Raw genomic sequence first — 24,076 nt, 5'->3', positions numbered from 1 at the left:
CGCCGCATCCAGCTATTATTTCCAGCGTCCCGCTGGACCGATAGATTTGCGCATTGCGCAAATAGCGAAGAGGCAGGCGATTATTCAATCTTACTGAGGTAGGGCGACGCTTATAAGCAAGCCGTAGCGACGGAGTGGCATTTGCCCAATGGCCAAATCCGGATGCAACGCATTCGACGGTCCAGCGGGACGCTGGCTAGGGCGCCAGACGCTCGATCTGCCACTCGCCCACATCGTTTTGCGAATACTGCAGGCGGTCATGCAGACGGCTCGGGCGCCCCTGCCAGAATTCAATTAAAGCGGGCACAACGCGGTAGCCGCCCCAGAAGTCCGGCAGCGGGATTTCGCCGTCGCCGAATTTCCGCTTCATCTCGGCAAGCTTCATTTCGAGGATGCTGCGGTTGGAAATCACCGTGCTTTGGTGCGAGACCCACGCCCCGAGCTGACTGCCCCGTGGGCGGCTCAGGAAGTATTTCAGGGAGTCTTTGGTCGAAATTTTCTCGGCAGCGCCACGGATTTTCACCTGTCGCTCCAGTCCGAGCCACGGAAATTGCAGCGAAACGCGCGGGTTCTTTTCAATCTGCCCAGCCTTGGCGCTGTGGTAGTTCGTGAAAAACACAAAGCCGCGCTCATCGTAGGCCTTAAGTAAGACCGTGCGCGAGTCAGGCGCGCCATAGGCATCGACCGTGGACAGCGTCATCGCATTGGGCTCAACGAGCTGGGCGGCGAGCGCCTGCTCGAACCACAGCCGAAACTGCGCAATCGGGTCGGCCAGGGCGTTTTCCTCGGAAAGCCCGGCTTGGGTGTATTCGCGGCGCATGTCTGCGGGGTCGGTCATACGGGTAAAATGGGGCAAGGCGCGGCGGGTGGCAAGGCGAGTTGTGCATTCGTAGCACAGGTGTCCCGCCTGTGCTACTTCGGAGAGGCAACGCGGCGGCTTGTCTGGAGACTGCGCCCTACCTTTTCCACTCTGATGGGGTGCGGCGCGGGGACGCGCCTGCGCTACCTCGAAGTCATCGATTAGCCATTTTTGCTCCGCAAAAATCCGGATGCAGCGCATCCGACGGTCCAGCCGGAGGCTGGTTAGCGCGTCAGCCGCGCAATATCGTCTTTAAACTCCGGGTATTGCTCGATGAGCTCGTCGGCGTCGCCAAGGGCAAAGTCTTCCCAGAGGAATTCTGGCGTCACGACTACACTCATAAACGCGTAGCCGTGGTAATTCGTGTCGTCGGAGAGCCGGGCACCCTGCCAGGAGCCACGCGGCACGATCGACATTGGGACGTGGCCACGGCTATAGTCGTTACCCAGCGTCAGCTTCTCTCCAGAGCCATCCGGGTGAAGAATTAGCTGCACCATTGGGTCGCCAGCGTGCCAGTGAAACGTCTCCGTGGAGCGGATCAGGCGGTGCATCGCGGAGTAGCCCTCGGCGGTGATCAGGTAGTAGATTATCGAGGAAAGACCGCAAGCCGGGCCCTTGACGCCGGCCGGAATTTGTTCATCGTCGGTGTAAATGCGCCGAAACCAGCCCCCCTCGTGTGGCAGCGGTTCGAGTCCGAAATCGTGTATGATCGATTCTGCGTCCATGAAAGAAATATCAGTAGCTTTTCGAGTAAATGCGGCTTGACAGGGCTGGCGGCAACCTATTTTTTCCTCTGTTTTCCATTTAATCCAGCACTCGAAAACACTTTTCAGTCTTAATTTAATCATGGCACTCAAGATCCGACTCCAGCGTCACGGCGCCACCCACAATCCGGTTTACCGCATCGTGGTTGCTGAAGCGAGCAACCGCCGCGACGGCCGCCACAACGAAGTTCTCGGCAACTACAACCCGTGCGCACGCGGTAACGACGCCGAACTGAAGCTCAACCTCGAGCGCGTTGACTACTGGGTAAGCGTTGGCGCCAAGCCGACCGACACCGCACGCACGCTGATCAACCGCGCCCGTCGCGCAGAAGCAGCCGCGGTCGAAGCCTAAGTATCGGCACTCGACGCCAGGCCTTTGCCTGACCTCGCATTCTGGCCCCGGCTCCGCGCCGGGGTTTTTTGTTGGCGAGGCTGCGGGGACGGCCAGCGGGACGTTTTTAAATTTACCGCAGAGAACGCGGAGGACGCAGAGTGAGCAAAAAAATAGAATTCGTAGTCTACAAAGGTTACCAATTAGCAGTGTTTAGTGAGTATGAAGATCGCTACTTCATTTGGACATAAGGCAATGGTAGCTTACCGCCAGATCTATTGGAAGAAATGGAACAACCCGGCCGCCTAGAATACCGTGGATACATTCAAAAGAATGATCCATGTATAGAAGACTTAATCTACAGAACACCTCCCTCCATTTAAACTCTGCGCTCTCCACGTTCTCTGCGTTCTCTGCGGTTAAAAAATCGTTCCATCCAACCAGCCAGCCACGAATCCACCATTTCACCCAATGCGCTTCGACCTAATCACCCTTTTCCCTCGCATGGCCGAGGGCTACTTGCAGGAAAGCATGCTCGGGCAGGCCACCAAGAAGGGTCTGCTGGAGATTGGCGTGCACGATTTGCGCGATTGGTCCCAAAATAAGCACAAAACCGCCGACGACCGCCCATTTGGCGGGGGCGCGGGGATGCTGCTGTCGCCCGAGCCGCTCTTTCACTCTATAGAAGAGATCGCCACGCCGGGCGCGGAGGTCATTTATCTGTGCCCCGACGGCGAGCAGCTCAACACGCCACTGGTGAAGGAACTCGCTCAGAAGGAGCACTTGGTTCTCGTGAGCGGGCACTACGAGGGCATCGACCAGCGGGTGCGCGATGCACTCGTCACGCGGGAGGTCTCCATCGGCGATTATGTGCTGACCAATGGCACCCTCCCGGCCTGTGTTTTGATCGATTGCGTGGCCCGTTATGTGCCCGGCGTTTTAGGTGAAGAAAAATCCTTGACGCAAGACTCCTTTCACGACACTTTCCTCGGTTTTCCTCAATTCACGCGTCCAGCTGAGTACCGCGGAATGAAAGTTCCGGAGGTTTTACTGAGTGGCGACCATGCGAAAATCGCAGCGTGGAGGCGGGAGCAAAGCTATTTAAAAACCAAAGAACGCCGGCCAGACCTGTTGGAAAACTCCGACACCGAAGGCCACCAGTAATTCCACCCACCAGTCATGCAAGCCACACTTGAAGAAGTCACCTCGGACCAACTCGACTCCAGCCGCCTCAATTTCAAGGTAGGTGACGGCGTGCGCGTCCACACCCGCGTTCGCGAAGGCGACAAAGAACGTATCCAGATCTTTGCTGGCATCGTTATCGCCCGCAAGGGTTCCGGCATCCGTGAAACCTTCACGGTCCGCCGCATCAGCTTCGGCGAAGGCGTCGAAAAGGTATTCCCGATTCACAGCCCGAACATCGACCAGATCGAAGTCGACCGTGAGTCCATCACCCGCAAGGCTCGCCTCTACTACCTGCGTGACCGCATCGGTAAGAAGGCTACCGAGGTTAAGGAAAAGCGCCTCATTGAAGCCGGCCGCAAGAAGTAAACCCCGAGACGCAATTTACCAATGAACCAAGACGTTTTACTCCTCGAGCCCGTCGAGAACCTCGGCCACGAAGGCGACCAAGTCTCCGTAAAGGCTGGTTACGCCCGCAACTTCCTGCTGCCGCGCAAGCTGGCCCTCCCGGTCAACCGCGCCAACAGAAAGCACATCGAAGCCCTTCAGGCCCGTAAGGATGCCCGCCTCAAGCAAGAGCGCGAGCACGCTGAGCAAGTCCTCGCCCGCCTCGAAACCGTCTCCATCGCTATCGCAGTGAAGACCGGTGAAGGTGGCAAGATGTTCGGCTCCGTCACTTCTCAAGACCTCGTTGACCGCCTCAAGGAAGACGGCATCGAAGTCGAGCGCAAGCAGCTCAACCTCCACACTCCGGTTAAGACCCTGGGCAAGCACACCACCAAGGTGAAGCTCCACCCGGAAGTCTCCTACGAACTCGAATGGGAAGTCGTTTCCGAAAACCCGATCGAGGAAGTTGCCGAAGAAGGTGCCGAGGAAGAAAAGACCGAAGCCTAAGCTCCTGCTTAATCCTTTCAAAAATTGCCGTCCGGAGTCATCCGGGCGGTTTTTTTTTTGTGCGTGATTGTCGCCTGATGGCCTACGCGGACCTGCGGATGGATGTGAGCAAATGAAACTGCGGATCGAGACGATCCGCGCCACCTCAGAGTCATCGATTAGCCATTTCCGCAATGCAGAAATCCGGATGCGCAGCATCCGCCGGTCCAGCCGGAGGCTGCTAGAGGCCGAGGGCGGAGAGTTGCTTGGTGGCGGCTTCGGCCCAGCCGCGATTGGCGGCAGGGCTGGCGGGGCTCGGGTGGAGAATTTTGCCAATGCTGTGTGGCTTGTCCCAATTGAGATCGGCGAGCTTTTGCTCACCGAAGCCACCGACGCCGATGAGCCACTCGGGCTGGAGCGCGTCAAGGACCGAGCGCAGGTGGTCATCACAGGCGGCATACATGTCTTTGACGTCGGACGCCTTGAGCTTGTCCGGCGTTAAATTGCGGCACTTGCCATCGGAGCCATCGAGGAAGAGCAGCGGGCAGTAATTAATGACGTAATGATCGGCAAAGAAATTTTCCGGCGCGCCAAAGCGGTCCATCATCAGGCCCCACAGACGACGACCGCTAACCTCGCTTTTCGGGCAATCAAAGCCATCGACGGGGCGCTTTTTGTGCTCCACGGGCGGCTTGCCAACGGGAGCCGTGATGCCCATCCAATCGCGCACGGCGGCGATTTCGCCAAACGGCACGCCCGTCTGCGCCATGCCGAAGGGGCCCGGATTCATACCGAGAAAAACGACCTTCTTCTTGGAATTGCCGAAACGCCGGATGTATAGCAGATGCGACTCCCAGGCGTACGCCAGGGGATTATACACGTGGGTGACGGGCTCGCTGAAGCTAAGCGCGTCGACAGCGTCGCGCAGCGTAATCGCGGCATTTTCCAGTTGTTTGGCAATGGTCATGTGGGCAATGTGGTCGGGATGCGGTGGATGGCGATGTTGATTTTTTGCTGGGCGGGAACGCTCGGCGCCGAGAAACTTACCTCGATGGGCAGTGCCCCAGATTGGTCGCGCTTGGGCGAATATCAAGCCCAACTCACCGCCAGTGATTTTCGCTGGCTGCTGGAATCCCAGTACGCCCCCAACGGCGCGAACGAAGGCTGGGTCACCGTGGAGCGCGACCGCGCCCTCGTGCTCCGCTTTGAAGACGATGCCGAGCCCTACGAAATCGAATTCCGCGAATACGGCCGCCTCCCGGCCCCGCCGCCGCGCTATTGGCGCACGCGCGATGAGTGGCGCGCGACCAAGCCCGACGACGCCCTCCCCCTCGCCGGCCTGAAAGTTGCTCTCGACCCGGGGCACATCGGCGGAGAATTCGCCGCGATGGAATTCCGCAGTTGGAAAACTTCGGACGGCCCGCTCTTCCGCGAAGGCGAGTTCGTGCTCGAGGTTTCCAAGGTGCTCAAGCCGCAACTCGAAGCCCTTGGCGCGACGGTTTATTTAGTCCGCGAAACCAACGAACCCGTCACCACCGACACGCCCGAAAGCCTGCGCCCGCTGGCAGCCAAGCTCGTGACCGAGCGCGAGTTGACGCCTGGCTTGGAGCTCGACGTGAAGGACCGTGAGCTGAAGGAAAAGTCCCTCGCTCGTCTGTTGTTTTACCGGGTGAGCGAGATCAAGGCGCGCGCGCAGTTAGTCAACGAACAGTTCCAGCCCGACGTGACCCTCTGCCTCCATGTCGACGGCACAACGACGCCCGAAGACAAGGAGCTCGCCGACCAAGGTTACGCGCACTTCCTTGTCAACGGCGCCTACAGCGCGGACGAGCTGAGCTACGATGACCAACGCTACGCCATGATCGAGCGCCTGCTCAGCGGCACGTGGCAAGTCGAGCGCCCACTGGCCGATACAATGGCCGTTTGCTTTCGCGAAATATCGCCTCAGCCTCCCTTCACCTACACCGGCCCAAACGCCGTGCGCATCAACCCCAACCCCTACGTGTGGGCGCGCAATCTGATGGCGAACCGCCTTTACCAATGCCCAACCATTTTCCTCGAGCCCTTCGTCGCGAACGAAGTCGGCTTCTACTCAGACTACCAGGAAAACCCCGAGCAATTAGCGCAAACCTACGCCCGTGCGGTCGAACTCGCGCTAGTTCGTTTCTACGCCGCACCTTGACCTAACGCACCGCATGGCTAGCTTACTCACAATGCCTAAAAGACAAGCAGTAGATGTCCCGGCTCGCCTTGCAGACCTGGAGGACACATGACGAAGCTCATCCTCAGACGCCTGCTCGAAACCATCCCGGTGCTGTTGCTCCTGGCAACGATGGCGTTCTTCATGATGCGCGCGGCGCCCGGCTCTCCGTTTGACAAAGAGAAAGAAGTCGCCACGCACATTCGCGAGGCTTACGAGAAACAATACGGTCTCGACCAGCCGCTCATCGTGCAATACGGCCAGTTTATGGGCATCGCCCCGCGGCCCGATGGCGAAATCCGCGGCCTCCTACAGGGCGACCTCGGCGTCTCCACGACTTACACCGGCTGGGACGTGGATGAGCTTATGGGCCAGAAAATTCCCATTTCCCTCGAGCTCGGGCTCTACTCATTGATCATCGCGATCCTGATCGGCGTCAGCGCCGGCGTGATCGCGGCATGGCGTCCCCACACGTGGACTGATCACCTGCCGATGAGCCTCGCGATGCTTGGTATCTGCCTGCCCACGTTTGTCATCGGGCCGCTGCTCCTGCTGTATTTCGCGCTCGATCTGCAGTGGTTCAACGTGTCGGGCTGGGAGTTTGCCAGCGACCGCGTGTTGCCCTCGCTCACGCTGGGTCTGTTTTACGCGGCCTACCTTGCGCGCCTCACGCGCGGCAGCATGCTGGAGGTCCGCAACCAGGACTACATGCGCACGGCGCTCGCCAAGGGCGTCAGCGGCTGGCGCGTGTATGGCGTGCATGGCCTGCGCAACGGCATTTTACCGGTGGTGTCCTTCCTCGGGCCAGCGGCGGCTGGGCTGATCAGCGGCTCATTCGTCGTGGAAACCATTTTCCGCATCCCGGGCCTGGGCCGGTTTTTCGTCGAGGCCGCGATCAATCGCGACGCCATGCTCGTCATCGGCTGCGCGCTGTTTTACGCAACACTGCTGGTCGTGCTCAACATGCTCGCCGAAATCGTCCAAGCCGTGATGAACCCCAAACTCCGCTTCAGCTAGCAGCGTCCCGCTGCACCGTCGGATGCCTCGCATCCGGATTTGCCCATTGGGCAAATGGCTTATCTCTAAGAGGGCGTCTAAAAACTCTGATCGAGTCGGCGAGATGTATTCGAGAGGCAAAAGTTCGGCTTCTGAATCGAGGCGAAACCAGTTTCGTCGAGATGAAGAAATGATATTTTGACCTCGAAGACGCTCTCCAGCGAAGACCACTTGAGTTTTTAGACGCCCTCTTAGGTAGCGCAGGCGCGTCCCCGCGCCGCACCCCATGCTGACGGGTTCCAAACTATCATTTTGAGGTAGGGCGTCGCTTACATGCGAGCCACCACAGCTGCCTCTCAGTCGTAGCATAGGCGTCCCGCCTGTGCCCTAATCCATCTAACTGAACACAGGCGAGACGCCTGTGCTACTTAAATGCGCCCATCCAACGTGGCGGCTCGCTTCGCCTGCTATGAGCTTAGAGATAACATGAAGTTGCCGGGTCCAGCACTTGCTCAACCCGGCAACTTCATGTTATCTCTAGCAGCAGTACCTCAAGAAAACACGCCGTGAAGGCCGCCTGGTTCTCACGACGAAAAGCGCAAATCGTGTCGAGGTCCGGGTGTGTGTCGCCCGTGAGGTAAACTCTCGCCCCGTAGACCCAACGTTCTTGAAATGCTTTTTGGGGGTCTACGGGTCTTCGCGTGAAAATTAACCAGCTTCCTACAGCGCCTTGGCGTCGCGGAGGCGTTCGATCAGCTCTACGGCCGCCTTGGAGCGGTTGAGGATGTAGAGGTGGACTCCGGGAGCCCCGTGGTCGAGGAGCTCGCGAATTTGCTGGAAGGCCCAGTCCACGCCGACTGCTTCCGAGGCCGAGGCGTCGTCCTTGACCAGCTCCAGCTTGCCGAGGAGTTCACGCGGCACGCTCGAGCCACAGAAGTTGCAAAAGCGCTGCACCTGGTCGAACGACATGGCTGCCATGATGCCTGGCAGAACCGGGATCTCGATGCCGCGCTCGCGGCAAGACTTCACGAAGTCGTGGTAAAGCGCATTGCGGAAGAAGAGCTGCGTGGTGATGAAGTCCGCGCCCGCATCGACCTTGATCTTCAGGTTGGCGAGGTCGGTTTCCATGTCTGGCGCCTCCGGATGCTTCTCCGGGTAGCCGCCAACGCCGAGGCAAAAGCTTGGAAAGCGCTCCTTGATGAAGGCCACGAGGTCCGAGGCATAGGCGAGGCCGTCCGGGTGCGGCTCAAAGCTGTCCTGGCCCTTGGGCGGATCACCGCGTAGGGTCATGATGTTGTGGAAGTTGCTCTTTTGGAAGCGCTCCAGAATCGCCGCCAGTTCGTCCTTGGAGTGGCCGACGCAGGTCAGGTGCGGCATCACCTCGAAGTTGAACAGGTCGCGCAGCAGCTCGCCGTATTCGATGGTGCGCTCACGGCTGGAGCCGCCGGCCCCATAGGTGATCGACACGAAGTCCGGCTGGTAGGCCTTCAGCGCGTTGGCGGTGCGCAGGATCTGCCGCGCACCCTCTTCAGTCTTGGGCGGGAAAAACTCTACCGAGAACACTTTGTGCCCGTCGGCCATCTTGGAAATAATTCTACGAGGCATAACGCATCAATTTATTTCGATATGTTGATGGGAGTTTTCTTTCCGTCAATCCCTAATCCTCAGAATCACGAGAGATGTTCTAAACGATGCGCCTAACAACAGGCATTTTCATGATCACGTAAGTCAGAACCCCACTGATCAAAAAAGTAACTAGAGTGCGTAATACGATGAAATTCGAGCTATACAGTTCACGCATGAGCTCAATCCGGAGCAATTGCGTCATCACCAGCGGATGGCAGAGATAAATCCCCAGCGTCAGTGAAGCCAAGAATTGAAGCATCTTGCCCGACTTCTTGGAGTTCAAAGTGTATCGAAACAGATAGAAGGTGGCACAAGCGATGATTACAACAAAAGGATTGTAGTAGCCAAACAGCATCGTTTGCGTCCCCATCTCGGATTTAGCCCAGTAGTTGCCCCAAACGACCACCCCGTATCCAACCAACAGGCATACAAGAGCAACATTGCGGTAGCGAATGTGCAGTGGAGCACGATTCAGCAATGCTCCAAGCGCAATATATCCCAAGGCATCCTGGAAAAAGCTGAGTCGGAAATTAGGCTCCACGGGGATATCAAAAACCTGCTTGCTGACATTATTGGCGGTTGGAAACACCGAGCAGAACAAATACCAAAGAGCCGTAAAAAGGACGAGCAACCGAACTCCGGGAAAGTCGCTACCACTCAGCAATCGCGACATAAATGGAATACAAATATAGGCCCCAAAGAGCGCATACATATACCATAAATGGTAATGTTCTTCTCGTAATAGCGACATGAAGATGGAGGAAAAGACATCATTTGGGTTAAACTCCGGATAGGTCCGACTACCAATGTAAATCAGTGACCATGCAAGCGTAGGGATGATGATCCTTTGGAGCCGTTTTTTGTAAAATGTGAGCGGTTCGATGTCTTTTTTTAACAAGAGCGCCCCGGAAATCATAAAAAACAGAGGGACGCAAATCGTGGCAAATGACTCTAAGTAATCTGCGTGTAGCCAAGTCCCCAGCGAAACAGTGTTCATTTTGTGGAAACAGGCAGAATTATGCACCATCACCACGAGAAACGCGGAAAGAACGCGCAACACGTCTAGGTAAGCATAATTTCCACGAACAGTTTCTTTCACTCCCTCACAGCTAAATGACGCACTCACATGATCAAATATAACACAGTAATGTAAGCCATGTATCTGATTAACTTATAATTCCAAGAATCATCCCTTATGTTTTTGTTATTTTTTAAGGTATAAGCCTCACCCCTCTGATTCTGAAGAAGATAACTCCCAAACGGTCACTCAGCAGGTCTAGGAGACTCAGGCGCTAGGCGCGGAGGGGGGCCAGGGGGGGGTAAAACGACCGCCCAAACAAACTATCAAAGAACAGGCAACCACGCCGCCGCCGAAAACCACGGCGCAGTGGGACGACGCCCCGTTGTGTCGGGCGTCCAAACGTCCATGCGCGGAAGTGCAAGCTGGCATAATCGGGCGTGAGATTGCGCGGAAAACCGCATGAACGCCTCCAAGCGTCGCCGGCCGCAAAGCTGTCACCAGTGCGGGGGCGAATGAGCTCGGTCAACGGCGACAACGTCACGCGCGAACGAATGCATTCGCGGACACATCGACTCGACTAACCGCCGGCTAAGGCGGGTGGCCAAGGGCTGAATTGGGAGAATTTTTCACGGTGGTGGATGGTTAGGATTAACTGAACTTCCAATCATGCACAAAGGCCGCAGCGCGTCCATCATTTAGTGAACATATTTAAATGCTTAATTTTATACTACCAACTAAGCCAGAATAGCGAATCACCCTGCTTGGTCCGCTGCTTCCCGAGCCTACGCCACCACAAGCCGATTGCGCATGAAGTAGGCGCGGACGCCGCGATTGAACAGTTTGCACGACACCACGCCGAGAACAATGGGGACGGCCCCGCTGGCCACCATGCAGGCTGACAGTAATTGATTATCTGGATCGCATGTTTCGCGGATGTAGGGGTAGCGTGGACTGATTGAATCATTCTCGTTCCAAGCTTGGCCAGCGGGGACGCTGGCCGCTACCTTAATATGACGGATTTGGACCGTGAGGCGACGAGGCGGCTAGCCTGTAAGCGTCGCCCTACATTACTTAGAGGGCGTCTAAAAACTCAAGTGGTCTTCGCCGGAGAGCGTCTTCGAGGTCAAAATATCATTTCTTCATCTCGACGAAACTGGTTTCGCCTCGATTCAGAAGCCGAAATTTTGCCTCTCGAATACATCTCGCCGACTCGATCAGACTTTTTAGACGCCCTCTTAGAGGCTACCTAAAAAAAACGGCGCCCTGAGCGGACGCCGTTGCTGAATTCGTTCTGCTGGCCATTTGCCCAATGGGCAAATCGATGGGTGCAGGGATTCGACAAGCTCACCCCAGGCCGGCACGCTGCCCGGATGCGAAGCATCCGACGGTCCAGCGGGACGCTGGATGGCTAGAGGCGGACGAGGAGGTCTTTGGCGTCGACCTGGTCGCCGGTCTTGACGGTGACTTCCTGCGCGACGCCGTCGCATGGCGCGTAAACCGTGCTCTGCATCTTCATGGCTTCGAGGACCACGAGCTTGTCGCCCTTCTTGACCTTGTTGCCCACGCTGACGGCCACGCTGCTGACCATGGCCGGGATCGGCGAGCCGACCTGCTTTTCGTCGCCGGCGTCGGCTTGCGCGCGCTTCTGGGTTTCGGAGGCAATGGACTTGTCGCGGATGACGGTTTCGCGGGCGCGTCCGTTCATCTCGAAGGTGAGCGTGCGGTTGCCGTCGGCATTGGCGTCACCCACGTGAATGAGCTTCACAATGAGCGTCTTGCCCTCTTCGATCTCAACGGAAATTTCCTCGCCGGGCTTGAGCCCGTAGAAGAAGGCCGGCGTTGGGAGCACGCGAGCGTGGCCGTTTTCCTTCACGAAATCGACGAGCTGCTTGTAGACGTCGGGATACATCAGGTAGCTGTAAAGGTCGTCCGTGTTGGCTTCGCGGCCACGCATTTTGGTGACCTTGGCCATCGTCTCGTCGAGGTCGATCTTCTCGGCGTAGCTGCCGGGGCGTCCCTTGCGCGGCTTGTTGTCGCCGAGGACGGTCTTGACGACCTTTTTCGGGAACCCGCCCTTGGGCTGTCCGAGGCCGCCGCCAAGCATGTCGATGACCGATGCGGGGAACGGCTGGCTGCCGGGCTCGAGGTTCACGAGGTCCCTTGGCTCAATGCCGCGGGTGAGCAGGAAGATGGCCATGTCGCCGACCACCTTGGAGCTCGGCGTGACCTTGACGATGTCGCCAAAGAGTTCGTTGACCTCCTCGTAGTAGCGGACCACTTCGGGCCAGCGGGCGCCCAGGCCGAGGGCCGAGGCCTGCTCGCGCAGGTTGGTGTATTGGCCGCCGGGCATTTCGTGCTCGTAAACTTCGGCGCTGCCGAACTTGGGCGAGGTGTCGAAGGGGCCGTAGTATTGGCGGACGGCTTCCCAGTAAATCGAGAGCTCGTTGAGGAATTTTTGGTCGAGTTTGGTATCGCGCTTCGAACCGGCGAGCGCATAGACGATCGAGTTCAGGTTGGGCTGCGCGGTGAGGCCGGAGAGCGACGAAATCGCGAGGTCGACGACGTCGACGCCAGCTTCGGCGGCCTTGATGATCGAGGCGCTGGCGATGCCGCTGGAGTCGTGCGTGTGGAAATGGATCGGCGTGCCGACTTCCTGCTTCAGCGTCTTGACGAGCTTCTCCGCAGCGAGCGGATGACAGAGGCCGGACATGTCCTTGATCGCAATGATGTGCGCGCCCATTTTCTCCAGTTCCTTCGCGAGATCGACGTAGTATTTGAGGTCATACTTGTCGCGCTTGGCGTCGAGAATGTTGCCGGTGTAGCAGAGGGTGCCTTCGCAAACGCCGTGGGTCTGGCCCGCGACGGTTTCCATGGCGACCTTCAGGTTCGGCAAATAATTCAGCGAGTCGAAGATGCGGAAGATGTCCATGCCCGCCTCGGCCGAGTGCTTGATGAAGCCCTTAATGACGTTGTCCGGGTAGGCGGCGTAGCCCACGGCGTTGGAGCCGCGGAAGAGCATTTGGAAACAGATGTTGGGGATCTTTTCGCGGAGCGCGCGCAGGCGCTTGAACGGGCCTTCCTTGAGGAAGCGCATCGAGGTGTCGAACGTCGCCCCACCCCACATTTCCATCGAGTAAAGCTCGGGCGCGCGGTGGGCCATCGCGCCGGCGACCTGCATCATGTCGTAGGTGCGCATGCGGGCGGCGAGCAGGCTCTGGTGCGCGTCGCGGAAGGTGGTGTCGGTGATCAGCAGCTGCTTTTGCTTGGTGGTCCACTCGGCAAACTTCGTGGCGCCGTGCTTGAGCAGGTAGTCGCGCGTGCCCTTGGGGATCGCCTCCTTGTGGTTGTATTCGGGGATGATGACGGGCAGCTCCATCTTCGGCACGGGGCGGCCTTTGACCTGGTCGTTGCCATTGACAATCGTCTCGCCGAGGAACTTGAGGAGCTTCGTTGCGCGGTCCTTGCGCTGCTTGAATTTAAAGAGCTCGGGCGAGGTGTCGATCATCGTGGTCGTCGCCATGCCGGAAACGAAGTCCGGGTGGTTGACGACGTTTTCGATGAACGGGATGTTCGTCTTCACGCCGCGGATCCGCATTTCCTGCAAGGCGCGGATCATGCGGTGGCAGGCAATGTCGAAGCTCGAGGCGGACGCCGTCAGCTTGACGAGCAGCGAGTCGTAGAACGGCGTGATGACGGAACCGGTGTCGCCCATCGCGCCATCCAAGCGGATGCCAAAACCGGCCGCCGAGCGGTAGTTGACGATCTTGCCGTAGTCGGGCGCGAAATTCTTTTCCGGGTCCTCGGTCGTGATGCGGGCCTGCATGGCAAAGCCGTTGCGCGGCACGTCTTCCTGCTTGGGCAGCGCGAGCTCGGGGTCGGTCAATTTTTTGCCCTGCGCAATGAGGATCTGCGAGCGGACAATGTCGATGCCGGTGATAACTTCCGTGACGGTGTGCTCCACCTGCACGCGGGGGTTCATTTCGATGAAGAACCACTCGTCGGTGTCGAGGTCGTAGAGGAACTCGACGGTGCCGGCGTTTTCGTAATTCACGGCCTTGGCGACCTTGACCGCGGCGTCGCACAGCGCGATGCGGGTGTCGTCGGGCAGGTTGATCGACGGGGCGACTTCGACCACCTTCTGGTGGCGGCGCTGCACCGAGCAATCGCGCTCATGCAGATGCATCACGTTGCCATGCTTGTCGCCAAGGATCTGCACTTCGATGTGCTTGGCGCGGCCGACGTAGCGCTCCAGGAACACTGCGGGATTGCCAAACGCGGTCTGCGCCTCGCTCTGCGCTTCGAGCAGCAGGTGTTCGAGGTCGGCCTCTTTTTTGACGACGCGCATGCCGCGGCCACCGCCGCCGAACGCCGCCTTGATGATCAGCGGGAAGCCAACCTTCTTCGCAGCGGCCTTGGCCTTCTTGGGGTCCTTGATCGGATCCTTCGTGCCAGGGAGCGTGGGCACCTCGGCGAGCTCCGCGATTTTGCGGGCCTCGGTTTTGTCACCCATGCGCTCAAGCATCTCGGGCTGTGGTCCCACGAAGACCAAGCCGTTGTCAGCGCAAGCGCGGGCAAAGTGGGCGTTTTCCGAAAGGAAACCATAACCCGGGTGAATGTATTTTACGCCCTTCTCTTTAGCCAAGGCGACGATGCTCTCAATATCAAGATAGGCGGCAACGGGGCCTTTGCCGACGCCTACTTTATAAGATTCATCTGCCTTGAAACGATGGACGCCGAAACGGTCCTCATCCGCATAAACTGCGACGGTGCGCAAACCCAACTCAGTGGCGCTACGGAAGATACGGACAGCAATTTCAGAACGATTGGCGGCAAGCAACTTATCCATGTCGTAGAAGAACTAATAGCAAACCATTAAGTCAAGGCTTACCGAATCTTAACACGCCAGCGCTACCAATATGGGACCACAGAAGCCCACTACTAAAGGAGTTACAGCCCTATAAAACGTTAGGAAGCGATCTGCGACCTTCTGCTTTAAATCATGTCTGCGCAGATGAAACATGTGCTTGCAGCAGATCAATCAATACTTCAAATCGCCTTTCACTACCGGCGACTGCAACTGCATGGTCTCCCACATATTAGATTCCACTGAGTCCTTGGCCGCCTCCTTGTCCAAACTGTTGTTGATGTATTCCGCATCAACAAAAGGTCGAGCGACGGCTAATTATCTGACAGCACCATTACAACACCTACAATTAATTTTTCACCAGTCCTCACACCTGACAAAAACCTGACAATATACTTACAAAAAGAACGCTGAAATATCTGCGAAATTGCGTAGATTGCCAATTATGAGCGCTTCGATTAACCTTAACAAACCTCGGATGACGAAAAAGCTAATCACGCTCGCCTGCCTGCTGCTGCTGGGAGCCTCGACGCTGTCGGCCTCGATCATTTTCAAATCCAAGGAAGACATGGTGGCGGACGCCGAGCTGATCGCCATCGTCGACATTCAGGAGCTCGTCAGCACCGACCGCAGCAAGGGAGTCGCCGACTTGATTGCGCGCGGCTAACCACCACCAAGCAGCTCATCGCGGGAGAGCCAATCGATGAGCCAGTAGATTTCGACAATCGCATCCCGATTTCCGCGGGCTCAATCGGCGGCAGTTATGTCTTGGTCGGCAAGACCGGGCTTCCGCTCGGGCAAGTATTTCGCGGACAAGGCAAGGTTGTCATCCCCCCAGCCAAGAGCCACAAGCAGTCGTCTGCGAGGATTCTTGAGCTTCACACCGTAAATGGCCGACAGTTTCCCAAGCCGCTGGAGCTACCGATTTGGGACAGCACAGAGCTGCCAACCGACGTGCTGCTGGACCTCGAACTGATGGAAGGTGGAAGCTTCTCTTTAGAATACACCCTCAACACATCATCGGAAGACGCCAGCAATGATCTGGGCAAGCAGGTCTTCCACACCGGCATTAACGTGGTTAGAGAGCTGCCTCAACGTTGAGTCCGGCGGCGGTAGGCCATCAGCGCTACGCCGACACCCAAGAGCAGCGCGTAAGTCGAAGGCTCGGGGATCGTGGCTGGCACCACACTGGCCCAATCCGTACCAACGCGAAACTCGTCAACCGACCAATCACTCGGCAAAGAGCTGGAGCCCGACGACGCAATTTCAAAGGTATCCCAAACGGCGTCACTCTGGTAACTGGCTTCACTCAAGGAGACCGCCGGCTCGGCACCTCCAAAACTCGAGCTGGAAGGATCGATCCACAACTTAACCTCACCATCGCCACTTGAAGCGCCGCGCGTGTAGGCGCCAACGACCAAGTGCGTCTCGCCAAACGCATACACTTCCGGGCCCGTGACCGCGTCCGTATGCCCCCAACCGCGGTTGCGGTTATCAACCGAAAAGCCGAATGTGTTACTGCCTGAAGTACTGGAGCCCATGCCCACAGAAACCGCACTGCCATTGGGGTCAGCGGCGTCGTAGAGCCGGAACACCACGTTAAACTGGCTGCCAAAGTCAGCAACCGAATCGATCTGCATCAAGAGTGAGAAATAAACCGTCTCGCCCACCGCGAGGTCAGTCGCCGCAAATGAGTGAAGGTAATCCGCAGTCTTGTTCTGCAATGCCATTTGATTGCCAGTCGAAGCGGCGTAGTCCGGGAAAGACAATGAGCCAGCTTCTACCGACGCGTGATCCGAATCGCCATCGCTCACCCAACCTGCGGGTTCGCTGCTGCTAACGGGGTAATCAAAGCCATCATATTCAATCAGAGTAGCCTGAACAGAGGCGGTGGATAGAAGACAGAGTATGGGGTAAGTTAATCTCATGAACTCTGCAGGATGCACCTATATCGTGTTTGGTCAAGCGTTAGATTTTGTTGAATTTTTACCCTATTTATTCCCAAATTCCGTGTTAAAGGACGCAGCGAGCGGCGACAATGGACGGCACTTTGCCTCCCAGCGACTCTGGCTGAGACAGCGCGTCTCACTAATTTTTGCAACGCGACGTTTGACACCGCACGGCTTTCCACTCTATAGCCGCAGCTGCTTTATAATATTCAACGCACAAACACGTGAGCTATAAACTCTTCATTCCAGGACCGATCGCTGTTTCGGAAAAAACCTATCAAGCCATGACCCAGTGGGTGATGGGCCACCGAAGCAAGGATTTCGTCAACCTCTTTCAAGCCGTCCAGCCGAAGCTCCAGGAGCTGATGTACACGCAGGACCCGGTTTACCTGAGCACCTCCTCCGCCTGGGGCGTGATGGAAGGCTCGATTCGCAACGTCACGAAGAAGGGCGTGCTCAACTGTATGTCCGGCGCTTTCTCCGACAAATGGAACGACGTTGCCCAGCGTTGCAGCCTCCCCTGCGGAAAGCTTCAGTATGATTGGGGCACCCCGATCGACCCGGAAGACGTTCGCCGCGAGCTGTCCACCGGCAAATACGACGCGATCACCTTCATCCACAACGAGACCTCCACCGGCACCATGAACCCGCTCGAAGGCATCATGGAAGTCCTCCGCGAGTTCCCGGATGTGATCTCCATCACCGACACCGTCAGCTCCTTCAGCGCCCTGCCGATCAAGAAGGACGAGCTCGGCATCGACGTGCTGCTGACCGGCACCCAGAAGGCCCTGGCTTGCCCTCCCGGCCTCGCCCTGCTGTCCGTCTCCGAACGCGCACTCAAGCGCGCCGAGGAAGTCGAAGGCCGCGGTTACTACTTTGACTTCATCGAGTTCCAAAAGAACTACGAGAAGGGCATGACCCCGTCCACGCCGGTCATCCCGCTGATTTACGCGCTGCAAAGCAAGCTCGAGGACATCTTCGAAGAAGGCCTCGAAAACCGCTATGCTCGCCACGAGCGCCTGAACAACCTCGTCCGCGCCTGGGGCTCCAAGCACGGCATCGAGTTGCTTCCGCCGGCGGAATTCGGCTCCAAGACCCTGTGCTGCTTTAAGAACGAGATCGGCATCGACCTCGAAGGCCTGCGCAAGGAACTGAAGGCCAAGTACAGCTGCGACATCGACGGCGGCTACGGCAAGGTGAAGGGCAAGACCTTCCGCATCTCCAACATGGGTGACGAAACCGACGAAACCATCACCCAACTCCTAGAGCAGCTCGACGACCTCCTCCCGCAGTTCCTGCCCAAGTAAACAAGGAACTAACCAAACAAGCGAAGGTTCAAACAGGAAGATCGAGAAGAACGGGAAGTTGATGCATCCAAATTACGTAAAGGCAGATGAGCTAACCAAACCGGTTATTGATTCCGCCTTTCGGGTGCATCGACACTTCGGTCCCGGTCTTCTGGAACCTATCTATCAAAAAGCTCTCAATCGGGATTTAACGCTCGAAGGCATAGCGTCCAAACGCGAAGTCAAGGTGCCGATTGAATACCGTGGAGAAGTTTTTGATGAATACATTCGAGCAGACATTTTTGTTGAAGAATGTCTCTTGGTGGAACTTAAGGTCGTTGAAAAAATCAGTCCGGCCCACATTGCCCAGACACTTAGCTACATGCGTTTGCTCGATGCGCCGATTGGACTCATCCTTAACTTTTACGAACCTTATTTAAAGAACGGCATTCGCCGGTTAACCTTACCAGGAGCGGATAACTGAGCTTCCCGTTCTTCCCGATCTTCCTGTTTAAAACAGCGCCCTGTCAGAAATATATTACATGAAAACTTTAGTTATTGCCGAGAAACCATCCGTGGCGGGCGACCTGGCCCGCGTGTTGGGGAAGATCCCGAAAAAGGGCGATTTTTACGAAAACGACGAATACGTGATCAGCTCGGCCGTCGGCCACCTCGTGGAGCTCTACATGCCCGAGGATATCAGCAAGGACCTCAAGCGCTGGACCATCAAGACGCTGCCCATCGTCCCGGACAAGTTTAAGCTCAAGCCGATCGACAAGACCAAGCAGAAGTTTCAAGAGCTGAAAAAGCTCATTGCCCGCAAAGACGTGGGCGCCGTCATCAACGCCTGTGACGCCGGGCGCGAGGGTGAGCTCATCTTTACCTACATCCTCGAACTCGCCAAAAACAAGAAGCCCGTCAAGCGCCTGTGGATGTCGTCCATGACCCCGGACGCCATTAAATCCGCGTTCGCCAACCTCCGCGACGACGCCGAGATGCAGCCGCTGCAAGACGCCGCGCGCTCGCGCTCCGAGGCAGACTGGCTGATCGGCATCAACGGCACCCGCGGCGCCACCATCGTGTTTGGTCGCCGGGGCGGACGCGCCGCCACCGTTGGCCGCGTGCAGACCCCCACCCTCTCGCTCATCTATCAGCGCGAGTTGGAAATCCGCAACTTCAAGCCCCGTGACTACTGGCGCATTACCGCAGATTTCGGCGTAGCCGCCGGCCAATACTCCGGCCTCTATCAGAAGCCCAATTTCAAGAAAGGCGACGACGAGCACGACCGCGCTGACCGCATTTGGAACAAGACCGACGCCGAAGCCATCGTGCAGGCCGTGATGGCCGCAGGTGAAGCCAACGTCACCGAAGAGAAGAAGCGCTCCAAGCAATCCGCTCCGCGCCTTTACGACCTGACCAGCCTCCAGCGCGAGGCCAACAGCCGCTTCGGCCTGGCCGCCGGCCACACGCTGAACATTGCGCAGGCCCTCTACGAAAAGCACAAGATGATCACCTATCCGCGAACTGACTCGCGGGCGCTGCCGGAAGACTACGGTCCCACGGTGAGAAATACCTTGGCCAACCTCGATGAGCCCTACGCGATCCACGCCGAGAAGGTACTCGCCAACGACTGGGTCCACACTGGCAACAAGCGCATCTTTAACAACAAGCAGGTCAGCGATCACTTTGCGATCATCCCGACCGACGCCAAGCCCAAGAAGCTCGGCGACCTCGAAGCCAAAGTCTTCGACATGATTGCGCGCCGCACGATCGCCGTGTTCTTCCCCTCGGCGGAGTTCGACGTCACCACGCGCACCAGCGAGATTGCGGGCCACTCCTTCAAGACCGAGGGTAAGGTGCTCGCCGTTGGCGGCTGGATGGATGTTTACGGCAAGGGTGGCATCGGCGAAGACACGCTAACTCCGTTGACCGATCCAGACTTTGCCCGCAGTGGGCAACCCAAGGTCGCCATTGCCGATCGCCAGGAAGCTCACCTCGAAGAAGATCAGACCAAGCCCCCGCCCCGCTATTCGGAAGCCACGCTGCTCTCTGCAATGGAAAGCGCCGGCAAGCTGCTCGACGACGAAGAGCTGGCCGAAGCGATGAAGGAAAAGGGTCTCGGCACGCCAGCTACCCGCGCGGCCACCATTGACCACCTTGCGCACGAACGCTACATGGAGCGCCAGGGCCGCGAACTCGTCCCGACACAAAAGGCCGAGAGCCTCATGCAGTTCCTCAAGCAATTCGACATTGAGCAGCTCACCTCCCCCGCCATGACTGGCGAATGGGAGCACAAGCTGCGCCTCGTCGAAGAAGGCGGGCTCTCCCGCGACGCCTTCATGAAGGGCATCATCGACTCCACGCAGGACATGGTGGACAAGCTCAACAACCCGCCGCCCCCCGAGAAGACCAGCCTGGTTTCGCCGACCAACAACGAACCGCTCATGGAAGACCACCGCGCGTGGTTCTCCCAGGACAAGGTGGAAATCCGCGGTCGTGAGTACCCGGTGCTGCAAGTCAACAAGGTCATCGGCAACCGCAAGCTTTCCCTTGAAGAAGTCCAGGAGCTGATTACCAAGCGCGAGATCGGCCCCGTCGACGGCTTCTCCTCGAAGACCGGCAAAACCTTCTCGGCCATCCTCAAGTTGACCGCAAAGGAAAACGGCACACACCGCGTGGAGCTCGACTTCGGCAACAACGGCGAAGAAGCGCTCGATGAAAGCGTGGACCTCAGCCAGTATCCGCAGGTTGGCGTCTCGCCGGTGGACGGCAGCCCCGTCCGCGAAACGCCCAACGCCTACGTCTCCGAAGGTCGCGACCCCGACGGCAAACCCGCCTTCCGCTTGAGCCGTAACATGCTGAGCAAGACCTTGCCTCCCGAGGAAGTGAAGAAGCTGTTGGCCGAGAAAAAGACCGGCCTCATCAAGGGCTTCAAGTCCAACCGCACGGGTCGTTTGTTCGACGCCCACCTTCTGCTCAAGGACGACGGCAAGATTGGTTTTGAGTTTCCCCCCCGGCCCCCGAAGAAAAAAGCAGCTAAAAAGGCTGCCAAAAAGGCCGCTAAAAAAGAGGGATGAACGAATTAAAGCTACCGGAGGGAGAAACTGCGGCGTATATCTTTGATTGCGACGGAACGCTGGCCGACACGATGCCGCTGCACTATCGGGCGTGGAAATACGCCTTTGAGAAAAACGGCGCCAAGTTCGACTTCACCTGGGAGCTTTTTTATTCGATGGCCGGTGTCGGCATGCACGACACCGTCTATCAGTTCAACGAGCGCTTTAATGACAACCTCGACGCCGATGTGGTCGTCGAGGACAACAACGACTACTTCAGCCGCGAGCACCAGCACGTGGAGCTGATTCACCCAGTCGCGGAAATCGCGCGCGAGCTCAAGGCCGAGGGCTATCCGCTCGCAGTGGCCTCCGGCGGCGATCCACGCCACGTTTATGGCACGCTGAAGTATTGCGGGATCGAGGATTTATTCGAAGTCGTCGTAACCAAGGCGGACGTGGTCAACAGCAAGCCCGCGCCCGATGGCTTCCTGAAGGCCGCGGAGCTACTCGGCGTTGACCCGACGAAATGCGTCGTCTTCGAAGACAGCAAGCTGGGCCTTCAAGCCGCCGAAGCCGCCGGCATGCGCTGGGTCTATATCGACCCCGAAACCTACTCAGCCGGCGCCGGCATCTAACCCAGCCTCCGGCTGGCCCGTCGGATGCGCTGCATCCGGATTTGCGTATTGCGCAAATGGCTGATCCAATTGCCTTGCTTGCTCTACGAGTTATCGAGCTGAAAGAGGCTCGGTAAAAGACCGTGATTGAAGCGCCATTTCTCAATGGTAAATTCGCTATTCACTTCGATCGCGGATTTTTCGTGAACCAAAATTTGAGAAGGTGCGTAAAAGCCGCCCTGCCGCTGGTAATCTGAAAAGGCGACTTCGATTTGTATCGTCTGATCGTTTTCATCGAGCCCTTCCATCGTCCGATAGCGTTCTACTAGTTGGTCGATATCAATGAAGTGCTCAATCGTGTAAGGTGCATGAGCCTCGTTAACAATCACATGGCACATCATACCGTGCATCGAGCGTTTACCCTCGTAGCGCAGCGCTTCCTCGTTTTCCGCATACTGCCACAATGGCATGCTGGGGATCGACGCCATCAAGAGGGAAATATTCTGCGCCACGGTCATCTCCCGGTCCATTTCGCGGTTCTTTGTAAAATCCTTGGCCTGCAAAGCGCCGCTGGCACCATTGAAAATCGTTGTGATCTTCATTTCCTCGATGGTTAATACCTGCCTTACCTGATTGGGTGCCTTGACGAATAGATTCAACAAGTATTCACGACTGGAGGTCTTTAGCGTTCCTTCCAGCGAATACGTTCGCGCCTTGTCCCAACCCGTTGCTTGCGCGTTACCGGTGAGGATTTCCTCGACCATCGAGGCCGGATCGTCAATGCGCTTCAAAGCGGCGCTTTTGAGTTCCTGAAAAGAATCGCGCAATGGCGCTGCCTCAATCCCCGACAATGGGCCCTCTTCCTCAGTCTTTCCTTCCTGCTCAGGCGTTTGCTCAGCCATTTGGGCAGGCTGCTGCGCCCGTGAACTCAGCACCAGATAAAGTGGGATGCTACCCGCTAAAACCAGGACTAGACTCACAAAACAAAAACCGATCCAGAAGGACTTCTTGTCGACGCGAATCCCATTGAGCAATTGGTAATCCTTTGACTTGCTAGAGCGCGGGCGCGACTTTTGCTCACTACCGGCAATCACTGGTTTAGCCGCAGTCTGAATCACCTCATCCCTAATCAAATTACGCCCCTTGCGTGGCGCTTCATTGGGGTCCACTTCACCGGGCTTGCGTCGTGGGGGACGTGGTGGTGGGCCCATGGGAGTCCCCGGTGGAGGTCGCATGCCTGGGGGGAAGGGCGGCATAGGGCCTCCACCTGATGGTGGATGAGGTGGACCATTGGGGAATCGAGGATCCATACTGCTGATAATCCAATACCGAGAAGATCAGTATTTCAACTGTAGATTATGCTGACTTTCTTTTGTTTTGAGTCTCGCACTGTGGGGACTTTTTTCCGCATTATTCATCAACCATGCCTGCAAGTCACAGCCTGAACCGTCGACGCATCGTTGCCTGCGTCTGGGATTTTGATAAAACGCTCATCCCCGGCTACATGCAAGAGCCGCTCTTTCGCCGCTACAAAGTGGACGGCAAGCAGTTCTGGAAAGAGGTCAACGAGCTGCCGAAAATATACGGCGATCGTGGTGTCCACGTCTCCCCGGATACCGTTTACCTGAACCACCTGCTCAGCTACATTAAGAACGGCCCACTCAAAGGCCTGCGCAACAGCATTTTGCGCGAGCTAGGCGCCGAACTGCCCTTTTACCCGGGCTTGCCCGACTTTTTCAAGGAGCTAACCGAGTTCACCAAATCCGAAGCTGCCTATCGCAAGCACGACATCCAGCTGGAGCACTACATCATCAGCACTGGCCTTGCCGAAATGATACGTGGCAGCAAAATCGCACCCGAAGTCGATGGTGTCTTTGGCTGTGAGTTCATTGAGGCACCCCTGGCGCCCTACTATCTCAAGCAAAACGAACTGGAGATCCCGATGGACTTCGAGATCAGCCAAATCGGCGTCATGGTCGATAACACCATCAAGACACGCTACATATTTGAGATCAATAAGGGCTCCAACAAAAACCCGGACATCTCCGTAAACGCCAAGATGCTGCCCGAAGATCGCCGCGTGCCGATGGAAAACATGATCTACATCGCCGACGGCCCCAGTGACGTGCCCGTCTTTTCAGTGGTCCGACGCAATGGGGGCAAGACCTTCGCCGTTTACGATCCCGAGCGCGAAAGTGAATTCCTGCAAAACGACCAGCTCCTGCAAGACGGCCGCGTAGACAGCTATGGCCCAGCCGACTACACCCAAACCTCGCAGACCCACCGCTGGCTCAAGATGCAAGTGCGCCGCATTTGCGACCGCCTTGTTGAAGAAGGCGAAGCCGCGCTCGCGCTCCGCGTTAAAAAGCCGCCTCAGCACCTCCACCCCCCGGAGAGGCCCGCCACCAACCTCCCACCGGAAGACGAGCAAAAAGAGCTGTTCGAATAGAGGAAA

21 protein-coding genes are annotated in these 24,076 nt (G+C 57.3%); 13 read left to right on the top strand and 8 right to left on the bottom strand.

The window, feature by feature from the left end; genetic code table 11:
* Nucleotides 1-196: 196 nt before the first annotated feature.
* Both pdxH and RBB62_RS01020 read right to left on the bottom strand, forming a co-directional pair.
* The gene (pdxH, locus tag RBB62_RS01025; protein WP_309396140.1) at nucleotides 197-838 is read right to left on the bottom strand and encodes a pyridoxamine 5'-phosphate oxidase; all 642 of its coding nucleotides are present in this window, start codon (nucleotides 836-838) and stop codon (nucleotides 197-199) included.
* Nucleotides 839-1,083: 245 nt separating this feature from the next.
* Complete coding sequence (locus tag RBB62_RS01020; protein WP_309396138.1) at nucleotides 1,084-1,584, bottom strand: cupin domain-containing protein; 501 nt, start codon at nucleotides 1,582-1,584, stop codon at nucleotides 1,084-1,086.
* A 121-nt stretch (nucleotides 1,585-1,705) separates the two neighbouring features.
* Between RBB62_RS01020 and rpsP the strand changes: the two genes are divergently transcribed.
* The 4 genes from rpsP to rplI all read left to right on the top strand — a co-directional run bounded on the left by rpsP (nucleotide 1,706) and on the right by rplI (nucleotide 4,030).
* Complete coding sequence (gene rpsP, locus RBB62_RS01015; protein WP_309396136.1) at nucleotides 1,706-1,975, top strand: 30S ribosomal protein S16; 270 nt, start codon at nucleotides 1,706-1,708, stop codon at nucleotides 1,973-1,975.
* A 450-nt stretch (nucleotides 1,976-2,425) separates the two neighbouring features.
* Nucleotides 2,426-3,118 carry a tRNA (guanosine(37)-N1)-methyltransferase TrmD gene (gene trmD, locus RBB62_RS01010; protein WP_309396134.1) on the top strand — a complete coding sequence of 231 codons (693 nt, stop codon included), beginning with the start codon at nucleotides 2,426-2,428 and terminating at the stop codon, nucleotides 3,116-3,118.
* A 15-nt stretch (nucleotides 3,119-3,133) separates the two neighbouring features.
* Entirely contained in the window at nucleotides 3,134-3,505 is a 372-nt protein-coding gene (rplS, locus tag RBB62_RS01005) for a 50S ribosomal protein L19 (RefSeq protein ID WP_309396132.1), read from the top strand.
* Nucleotides 3,506-3,526: 21 nt separating this feature from the next.
* Entirely contained in the window at nucleotides 3,527-4,030 is a 504-nt protein-coding gene (gene rplI, locus RBB62_RS01000; RefSeq protein ID WP_309396130.1) for a 50S ribosomal protein L9, read from the top strand.
* 220 nt (nucleotides 4,031-4,250) lie between these two features.
* Here rplI and RBB62_RS00995 read toward each other — a convergent pair whose 3' ends face one another.
* Complete coding sequence (locus tag RBB62_RS00995) at nucleotides 4,251-4,976, bottom strand: uracil-DNA glycosylase family protein (protein ID WP_309396128.1); 726 nt, start codon at nucleotides 4,974-4,976, stop codon at nucleotides 4,251-4,253.
* 84 nt (nucleotides 4,977-5,060) lie between these two features.
* Here RBB62_RS00995 and RBB62_RS00990 point away from each other — a divergent pair, with 84 nt between their 5' ends.
* Nucleotides 5,061-6,191, top strand: a complete 1,131-nt coding sequence (locus tag RBB62_RS00990; RefSeq protein WP_309396126.1) for an N-acetylmuramoyl-L-alanine amidase — start codon at nucleotides 5,061-5,063, stop codon at nucleotides 6,189-6,191.
* 87 nt (nucleotides 6,192-6,278) lie between these two features.
* Nucleotides 6,279-7,226, top strand: coding sequence for an ABC transporter permease (locus RBB62_RS00985; RefSeq protein ID WP_309396124.1), 948 nt, complete (start codon nucleotides 6,279-6,281; stop codon nucleotides 7,224-7,226).
* Nucleotides 7,227-7,925: 699 nt separating this feature from the next.
* On the opposite strand, the gene metF is transcribed toward RBB62_RS00985, so the two are convergent.
* The 3 genes from metF to RBB62_RS00970 all read right to left on the bottom strand — a co-directional run bounded on the left by metF (nucleotide 7,926) and on the right by RBB62_RS00970 (nucleotide 14,698).
* Complete coding sequence (metF, locus tag RBB62_RS00980; RefSeq protein ID WP_309396120.1) at nucleotides 7,926-8,810, bottom strand: methylenetetrahydrofolate reductase [NAD(P)H]; 885 nt, start codon at nucleotides 8,808-8,810, stop codon at nucleotides 7,926-7,928.
* A gap of 79 nt (nucleotides 8,811-8,889) precedes the next feature.
* Entirely contained in the window at nucleotides 8,890-9,930 is a 1,041-nt protein-coding gene (locus tag RBB62_RS00975; RefSeq protein WP_309396118.1) for an acyltransferase, read from the bottom strand.
* Nucleotides 9,931-11,260: 1,330 nt separating this feature from the next.
* Nucleotides 11,261-14,698: a pyruvate carboxylase gene (locus tag RBB62_RS00970; RefSeq protein WP_309396116.1), complete on the bottom strand. Its 3,438-nt coding sequence runs from the start codon at nucleotides 14,696-14,698 to the stop codon at nucleotides 11,261-11,263.
* A gap of 496 nt (nucleotides 14,699-15,194) precedes the next feature.
* Here RBB62_RS00970 and RBB62_RS00965 point away from each other — a divergent pair, with 496 nt between their 5' ends.
* The gene (locus RBB62_RS00965) at nucleotides 15,195-15,383 is read left to right on the top strand and encodes a hypothetical protein (protein ID WP_309396114.1); all 189 of its coding nucleotides are present in this window, start codon (nucleotides 15,195-15,197) and stop codon (nucleotides 15,381-15,383) included.
* A gap of 101 nt (nucleotides 15,384-15,484) precedes the next feature.
* The gene (locus RBB62_RS00960; RefSeq protein WP_309396112.1) at nucleotides 15,485-15,817 is read left to right on the top strand and encodes a hypothetical protein; all 333 of its coding nucleotides are present in this window, start codon (nucleotides 15,485-15,487) and stop codon (nucleotides 15,815-15,817) included.
* Here the strand turns inward: RBB62_RS00960 and RBB62_RS00955 are convergent.
* Nucleotides 15,808-16,644, bottom strand: a complete 837-nt coding sequence (locus RBB62_RS00955) for a PEP-CTERM sorting domain-containing protein (RefSeq protein ID WP_309396110.1) — start codon at nucleotides 16,642-16,644, stop codon at nucleotides 15,808-15,810. The genes RBB62_RS00960 and RBB62_RS00955 overlap by 10 nt on opposite strands.
* A gap of 245 nt (nucleotides 16,645-16,889) precedes the next feature.
* Here RBB62_RS00955 and RBB62_RS00950 point away from each other — a divergent pair, with 245 nt between their 5' ends.
* From RBB62_RS00950 to RBB62_RS00935, 4 genes are all read left to right on the top strand, one after another.
* The gene (locus tag RBB62_RS00950; protein WP_309396108.1) at nucleotides 16,890-17,972 is read left to right on the top strand and encodes a pyridoxal-phosphate-dependent aminotransferase family protein; all 1,083 of its coding nucleotides are present in this window, start codon (nucleotides 16,890-16,892) and stop codon (nucleotides 17,970-17,972) included.
* Nucleotides 17,973-18,033: 61 nt separating this feature from the next.
* On the top strand, nucleotides 18,034-18,435 hold the full coding sequence (locus tag RBB62_RS00945) for a GxxExxY protein (RefSeq protein ID WP_309396106.1): 402 nt from the start codon (nucleotides 18,034-18,036) through the stop codon (nucleotides 18,433-18,435).
* Nucleotides 18,436-18,493: 58 nt separating this feature from the next.
* Complete coding sequence (locus RBB62_RS00940; protein WP_309396104.1) at nucleotides 18,494-21,028, top strand: DNA topoisomerase III; 2,535 nt, start codon at nucleotides 18,494-18,496, stop codon at nucleotides 21,026-21,028.
* Nucleotides 21,025-21,642, top strand: a complete 618-nt coding sequence (locus tag RBB62_RS00935; RefSeq protein WP_309396102.1) for an HAD family hydrolase — start codon at nucleotides 21,025-21,027, stop codon at nucleotides 21,640-21,642. Before RBB62_RS00940 ends, RBB62_RS00935 begins: the two co-directional genes overlap by 4 nt.
* Before the next feature lie 83 nt (nucleotides 21,643-21,725).
* Here the strand turns inward: RBB62_RS00935 and RBB62_RS00930 are convergent, their stop codons facing one another.
* A complete protein-coding gene (locus tag RBB62_RS00930; RefSeq protein ID WP_309396100.1) occupies nucleotides 21,726-22,832 on the bottom strand; it encodes a hypothetical protein in 1,107 nt (368 codons plus the stop codon).
* A gap of 212 nt (nucleotides 22,833-23,044) precedes the next feature.
* On the opposite strand from RBB62_RS00930, the gene RBB62_RS00925 reads away from it, so the two are divergent.
* Nucleotides 23,045-24,070 (top strand): HAD family hydrolase, encoded by a 1,026-nt coding sequence (locus RBB62_RS00925; RefSeq protein ID WP_309396098.1) that lies wholly within the window; start codon nucleotides 23,045-23,047, stop codon nucleotides 24,068-24,070.
* The last annotated feature ends 6 nt before the right edge of the window (nucleotides 24,071-24,076 follow it).

Origin of the sequence: Cerasicoccus maritimus, from assembly GCA_031296935.1 — a bacterium.
Lineage (GTDB): Bacteria > Verrucomicrobiota > Verrucomicrobiia > Opitutales > Cerasicoccaceae > Cerasicoccus > Cerasicoccus maritimus.
This window is presented reverse-complemented; position numbering and strand designations above follow the sequence as displayed.